We start from the raw sequence: 6,547 nt of genomic DNA on the forward strand, positions 1-6,547 counted from the left end.
CAGATCTCGCCGCCCGAACGCGGCTCGTCGACCCGCTGATAGCCCACTACCATCTGCGCCTGGGCTCCGACAATGCCGCGCTCAGGGCTTTCCAGCGCATCGTCTATGATCGCAATGGCAACGACATCGCCGACTTCATGTTCCTGCCTGTCAACGATGCCAGCGCTACCGATCCTGACCGCCGCGGCAGCCACTGGTCGCTGCTTCTGGTTGATCGACGCGAGCGGGAAAAGCCGGTTGCCTATCATTACGACTCCGCCGGGCGGCTCAACGACCAGCCCGCGGCACAGCTCGCACAACGGTTGGGAGCCCGCCTGGAGCCGGCCCGCATCACCCAGCAGCAGAACGGCTATGATTGCGGTGCCTTTGTGCTTGACGGCACGAGGGCGCTGGTCGGACGACTGGGGCAAAGGCTGCAGCCAGCCAGGCTGCACCTCGACTATCTTGCCGTTGATCGGCAGGCACTCCAACGCCGGCTCGGTCATAGGGCTGGCACAGGAGTCGCGCTGCCCATCAGCCAAGCCCCCGATCAGGCCCGAGCCGAGCCAAAGGCCAAACTCCAATAAACATCGCCTGTCACACGTCCTCTATAAGCCGTCGGGAGCCGTCACCACGCGCTTATCGGGGAGGCGTGTTACCTGAAGATTTCGAAATCCGCCTTTTCCGCTTCAAATGAAGCAATCGGCAATTTTTTGCGGCGTCAACGCGCCCCGCGTCCATGCCTGCGCCCGAGCGCCGGCTCAATGGCCGGGCTGTCAGGCTCCAGAAGCGGCCAGATGCCAGGCAGGGAAAAGCTGCTGCGTGTCAATGACGAGCCGCTCTACCAGGCGACCGGCGAAACTGGCTTCAAGCGCAAAGGGGGTCACGCGGCGAGGCGACTGTCGGCGGAACTCGCCTTCACAGCAGTCCTGCTTCCGCCCGAGGCGAAGATCCCGGCGCACAGCCTGCAAGGCATGATAAGGATTTCGCCCTGGTTGAAAGCCGCAATTGCAATCGAGGAAATCGTCTTCGAACACACTACAGCCACGTGCTGACCATCCGCGCGCGACAGCTACCGGCTCCGCGCCAAGCGATCGTTGTCCGACCTGACAAGACATGGAGCATTCGTCCAATCTCGCACGAAATCCCTATCGAACGCCGCGCGTTCAATAAGCTCTCCGAATCGCAGGATCCAATAGGTGCTGTCCGACAACGGGGATGACGATCCCGAGGTTACCGCGAAGGCGACTGACTCGGACCGCCTCGGGCAACATGGCCCTTCAACCGATCAGCGATCTCATCGAGTGCTTCGTCCCAAGAAACCTGCACCCACTGCGGATCTGGGATCACTCTTCGACGTCGTGCGCCGGAGCGGCGCCTAAGACGCCTTGAATTGTGGACGATTTCCGGCGCCGATCGGCCCTTGAGGCAAACTGCCTTGCCGGTCGGATGATCAGGATTTGGCACCACCTTTTTGAGCCAGTCGTTTTCGACGACGTTGATGGTGCCACACCGTGACTTACACAGCGTACAAAAACCGACTTTTTCTTCTATCATGGTAGGCGGGTCTCCGAACGTCGTGCGATGGTCGCTACCAAGACGCGAGCAGGGCGAAACGCGGCTTCACGACTATCGCGTAGCGACCGACAGTCCGATCTATCCCAGCACAAAAATCCCCATCTGAACCGTCGAGGCGGCGGGGATGGACGGCTGTTATTGCCACTGATCTTGGATTAGTCCGGGCATTGGGCGGCAAAGCCGGAAGATTCCAAGTCGGTCGGCTCGGCCAATTTCACCGGGCAGGACCGGGGGGTCGGTTCCCTCAGATCACGTTCGGCCGAAGGCCTATACATTTCGTAATTTGTCATCGCCGGACAATTCACGATAGGGCTCGCTTGCGGCTCGCGTCGCCATCCGAATCGGACCAACTCTATCTCCTCCCGCCGGATGGACGGCTCGAGCCGCCCCTGCCCCGTGCACACGTCGCTGCAGTTGGCGGAAGCGAAGCTACTCAGCCCGGCGGCAGCTGTCGCGCCTGCGCGATTGCCGGAGACCGCCAAGCCAGGTCGGCCCGCCATCTGGTGCACATTCGCAGACGTTTGAGACCGCATCCAGAGCCTGTCCGGCGATGTGTCCATACATTTGCACAGCCCACTGGGAACCTCGGCCCGCACCAGGAAGGAGGGCCCCTTCGGACCAGGAAAATCGGCAGATTCGCTAAACGCTATCTGACTCGCCGGGACCCGCGGTTCCCGATTTGGTCACAGCTGATCGGCTGCTGTCCAGTTCACCCACGCCGCAGGATTCGAGGCGTTTGCGCTCGGCCGCCAAGTGTTGCCTAGCGAGACTTAATTCAGCCGTCATGATGCGGCTGCAGGCTAAGGCACGGCTGATCCCGCCGGTTGGCCCGCGTTCCCGTGTAACTCCTGTGCCCGGCTTACGACCGAGCTCTTTTTTATACAGGCAGTTTCGACCGGATCGAACAGATGGGCCTTCAGGATTGCATCGGCAGCGTGCGGCGTCGAGCGCGATATCCAAAAGGCCTTCCGTGGTGTGAATCGAGAGAATGCCAATCACGCCTTTGGAATCCTCGACTGTCGAAGCGTGAAATTCGCTCGGCACGAAAGGCAATGCCTTCTTCGTCTGGCGCATCGCTCGCCTGTATCCATAGCGCAACAATCGCGCAACCCGACACCATGGTAAAGCGGACCTAGACTAGACTAGCAGGCTGTTGAAGAAGTCAGGTGCGCTCGCAGACGAAGCCTGAATCGTCGGCATTGTGGATATAGAAGTGACCGACGAGGCGGCCTGCGGTGCCTATCATCGCCCATCCGCGACCGCATGCGGGATCGCTTTCGTCGTGACCCTCCCACGAGAATTCCGCGCAGGCCGAGCCGTCTCGCGCGCCGTAGCGGACATCAAGGAAGCCTTTGAGGGCGCCGAAGCCGATTTCGCCGCCCGCCGCGCCTTTGAACGTCAGATGCGCCTCTTCGACGAGATCGAGGAAATCGTTGTCCCAGACATCCATTTCGACGATACGCCAGCGACCGGCAAAGGCCTTGGCGATGGCTGGAACCGTGGCCATGTCAACTGGTCCCAGCGATGAGCTTCGGCAGCCGCACCAGATTGTAGGCGGCGGCAGCGAAGGTGAAGCCCCATCCGACCCGGTCGCGGCCGCGGGACTTGGTTTGGCGCTGACCGGCGACCATCTTGATCCAGCCGAACGCCTCTTCAATGCGCTTGCGAATACGCTGACTGACAGCATAGCCGCTATGCCGGGTGGTGCGCCCGTCGATGGCCGAACTACGGCCGCTGGTGTTCTGCGCTACATGCGGCGTCACCTTCATTGAGCGCAACTCATTGATGAAGTCCTCAGCGTCATAGGCCTTGTCGGCGCCGAGTGTGATTGTTTGCGGACGGTCGGCACGCGGTTCGATCATGTGCAGGGCCGCCACCCGCTCGGCATGCCCGTCGGCAAACGTCAGGCAGGCGTCGACCAGAAGGCCATGGCGGTTCTCCATCAGCCCATGCCCCATGAAGCACAGCTTCGCCTCCTTGCCCCGCCCTTTGCGGTAGAGCCTGGCGTCGGGGTCGGTGGTCGAGGCGTGCGTCTCGTTCGATCGCCTCTCGCCGTGGAAGTCCGCTTCCGCATTGCGTCCGCCGCCGTCTGCCGGCGGCTCGCCATGACCACCGCTTGGGCCGGCCTTCTGCTTGACGCTCTTCATCGACGCCCAGGCCTCGATCAGCGTCCCGTCGACCGAGAAGTGATCCGTCGACAGAAGCCTCTTGATCTTGGGCTGCGCCAGCACCGCGCTCAGGAACTTTGCGGCGATGTCGCCCTCCAGCAACCGGTCGCGGTTCTTGGAGAACACAGAATGATCCCAGGCCGCATCGTCAACGCCAATCCCGACGAACCAGCGGAACAGAAGGTCGTATTCCAGCCGCTCCATCAACAGCCGCTCAGAGCCGATCGAATAGAACGCCTGCAACAGCATCGCCCGCAGCAGCTTCTCCGGCGGGATCGATGGCCTTCCGATCGGCGAATACAGCGCCGCGAAGTCCCGCTCCAGCGCCGACAGCGCCTCGCTCACGATTAACCGGATCGTCCGCAACGGATGGTTGCGCCGCACCCGCGCCTCAAGGTCAACATAGCTGAACAGTTCGCCAGTTCGATCGTCGCCACCGCGCACTCGTCACCTCCGAATCTCTTCGGAACCAGTGAATCACCGCTGTGGTCCGGTGGCGAGTGCCTTTTTCAACAGCCTGCTGGACTAGAGAGGTCCGATAAACTTCATGACCTTGTAGAGCCCGGGAGGGCGGCGATAATCGCGCGCTTCCTGGGCCGTCAGTGGGAAAAAGCCTCCGTAGACTTTCAACCCGACCCCGTTACCCGCGGACTTCGTTGCGTTCATGCCGCGCCACCGTTAAAAAAACGAGCTTCGGCGACATTGCTTCAGGCAAGGAGTGCACCGCGATGGAAGAAACCGATGACAACACCAGCGCCCTTATCGAGCTGACCGCCGAGGTGGTCTCAGCCTATGTCTCGAACAATCCAGTCCCGGTCGGCGATCTCCCGGCCCTGATCGATCGAGTGCATGGAGCGTTGAAGAGCGCCGGCGGCGGCGCGGCGGAAAAGCCGGAAGCTCTCACGCCAGCGGTGCCCATCAGGAAGTCCGTCACGCCGGACTACATCATCAGCTTGGAGGACGGGAAGAAGTTCAAGTCGCTGAAGCGGCATCTTTCCGTTCACTATGGCCTGACGCCGGACGAATACCGCGCCAAATGGGGCCTGCCGGCTGACTATCCGATGGTGGCCCCGAACTACGCCGCCGCCCGTTCTTCGCTTGCCAAGTCAATGGGACTTGGCCGCAAGGCTACCTGACAAGCAAAAGCGGCGCACGCTAAGAGAGGCCCGCAAGCTCCCTGAGGGCTTGCTAACACTGATGGCCTTGCCTCTGATGGTTAAATTGCCTCCTTGAGGGTGGAATGCTCCCGAACGCGGTTAGGAACCCACCTATCACCAACACTTAGACGGTATCGGAAAAACTTTGCAGCTTGACTATCAGACACTGATACATTGCGGTCCACCCGCCGCCTCTGACCCCCACCGCACGCCGCTGCGCGGCAGCTGGTACGAGATCGACCTAGACGCGATCAGGCACAATTATCGCCAGCTTCGCGCACACCTGCCCGCGGCAGTACGGATTTTCGCGTGCCTGAAGCGCAACGGTTATGGGTGCGGCGCCGGACCGGTGGCTTCAGCTCTGGCTGCAGAGGGGGTTGACGGCTTCGGCGTCGCCGCGCTGCCGGATGCGGTCGCGATAAGGCATATGGGAGTCGAGCTTCCAATCCTGCTCTATCCAGGACCTCTGCCGTCATCGGCCGACATCATCGAACGGCTCGGGCTTACAGTCACGATCTCCAGCCTCGAGGAACTGGAACGCTGGCGTGCCGCGATGGACAGCACGCGGGTCTTTGTAAAGGTTGATCTTGGCTTTTACAGGTCGGGGGCAGCGCCGTCGGCTGTCAGCGCATTGCTCGCGGCCGGCCATGCTTATGACGATGTCGATGTCGAAGGGCTTTATGCGCATCTCAGCGAACTGCCTTCGGAGACGCCCTTCCATGTAAGCGAACAGCGCTCCCGTTTGCAGCAGATTCTTCAATCGGCCAATGCTTCTGGGACACGACCTCCCATTGCGATGGTGGCGAGCACGGTGGGTGTGCTTCGATACCCTGAGATGGATTTCGATGCCGTCGATCCCGGCGCCTTGTTCATTGGTGTCTCCGACACGGATCATTCCACCCGGCCTGTCACCCTGCGGCCAGCTCTTAAAGCCATTTCGAGCTCTCTGGTTTCAATCAAGCGGACCGACTCCTCGCTCGGGACGGCGCCGGACCTGCCTGGCTACCAGCAAGGAATGGTCGTCGGAGTGCTCGGTATCGGTTGGGGAGACGGGCTGCCACGTCAGCTCCCGCCCGGCGCTGAGGCACTGGTGAGAGGCCGGCGTGCGCCTCTGCTGCCGCCGGTTCATTTAGAACATCTCCGTATCGACCTCACGGACATCCCCGATGCTTGTTTCGGCGATCAGGTGCTCTTGCTCGGGCAGCAGGGAGATCAGACCATCACACAGCATGAGGTCGCCACCTGGTGGGGCACTGACATCGTCGGGCTGTATGCTCAGCTCCGGGACCACGTTCCACGCGTCTATGTCTGAGATTCATAAGAGCACAACAATCGAGAGCGGGTGATTCCAGAGCAACGCATACACTCCCGCCGACCAACTCTCCTTGCACACCGCGACGTCGCGCGGCTGACTGCGGCGTCGCGCGATCGTGGGTATCAAAAAAAGCGGCTGCCTAGGAGTCGTCCCTGCCGGAATTGACAATCAATTCGGCGCTGAAGCTCATCGACCAAATGGGGCCGAAGGCAGGCCTGGATGCGTATTGGACTAAGCCGCTGATCGCGGCGATTGGAGCCCCGGTTTAACAGGAGCCTCCCGACTGAGAAGATGAGGGTGTCAACAAAACACCTTTCAGTCAGGAGGTTCCCATGGGCAAGATCAGCCCT

8 protein-coding genes are annotated in these 6,547 nt (G+C 61.2%); 4 read left to right on the top strand and 4 right to left on the bottom strand.

Annotated features, from left to right (window positions below):
• On the top strand, positions 1-566 hold a 566-nt coding region (locus RFM98_RS30865; protein ID WP_320312259.1), incomplete at its 5' end, for a Ulp1 family isopeptidase.
• Positions 567-776: 210 nt separating this feature from the next.
• Entirely contained in the window at positions 777-1,034 is a 258-nt protein-coding gene (locus tag RFM98_RS30870) for a hypothetical protein (protein ID WP_320217779.1), read from the top strand.
• A gap of 178 nt (positions 1,035-1,212) precedes the next feature.
• Here RFM98_RS30870 and RFM98_RS30875 read toward each other — a convergent pair whose 3' ends face one another.
• From RFM98_RS30875 to RFM98_RS30890, 4 genes are all read right to left on the bottom strand, one after another.
• Positions 1,213-1,536 carry a hypothetical protein gene (locus tag RFM98_RS30875; RefSeq protein WP_320312260.1) on the bottom strand — a complete coding sequence of 108 codons (324 nt, stop codon included), beginning with the start codon at positions 1,534-1,536 and terminating at the stop codon, positions 1,213-1,215.
• A 660-nt stretch (positions 1,537-2,196) separates the two neighbouring features.
• On the bottom strand, positions 2,197-2,631 hold the full coding sequence (locus tag RFM98_RS30880) for a hypothetical protein (RefSeq protein WP_320312261.1): 435 nt from the start codon (positions 2,629-2,631) through the stop codon (positions 2,197-2,199).
• An 88-nt stretch (positions 2,632-2,719) separates the two neighbouring features.
• Positions 2,720-3,064 (bottom strand): hypothetical protein, encoded by a 345-nt coding sequence (locus RFM98_RS30885; protein WP_320298895.1) that lies wholly within the window; start codon positions 3,062-3,064, stop codon positions 2,720-2,722.
• Between the two features lies 1 nt (position 3,065).
• Positions 3,066-4,169: an IS5 family transposase gene (locus RFM98_RS30890; protein WP_320312262.1), complete on the bottom strand. Its 1,104-nt coding sequence runs from the start codon at positions 4,167-4,169 to the stop codon at positions 3,066-3,068.
• A gap of 284 nt (positions 4,170-4,453) precedes the next feature.
• On the opposite strand from RFM98_RS30890, the gene RFM98_RS30895 reads away from it, so the two are divergent.
• Both RFM98_RS30895 and alr read left to right on the top strand, forming a co-directional pair.
• On the top strand, positions 4,454-4,861 hold the full coding sequence (locus tag RFM98_RS30895; protein ID WP_320217783.1) for a Ros/MucR family transcriptional regulator: 408 nt from the start codon (positions 4,454-4,456) through the stop codon (positions 4,859-4,861).
• Between the two features lie 166 nt (positions 4,862-5,027).
• Positions 5,028-6,194 (top strand): alanine racemase, encoded by a 1,167-nt coding sequence (gene alr, locus RFM98_RS30900; RefSeq protein WP_320217784.1) that lies wholly within the window; start codon positions 5,028-5,030, stop codon positions 6,192-6,194.
• Positions 6,195-6,547 lie beyond the last annotated feature (353 nt).

The organism is Mesorhizobium australafricanum (assembly GCF_033977265.1).
In the GTDB taxonomy this organism is placed as follows: domain Bacteria; phylum Pseudomonadota; class Alphaproteobacteria; order Rhizobiales; family Rhizobiaceae; genus Mesorhizobium; species Mesorhizobium australafricanum.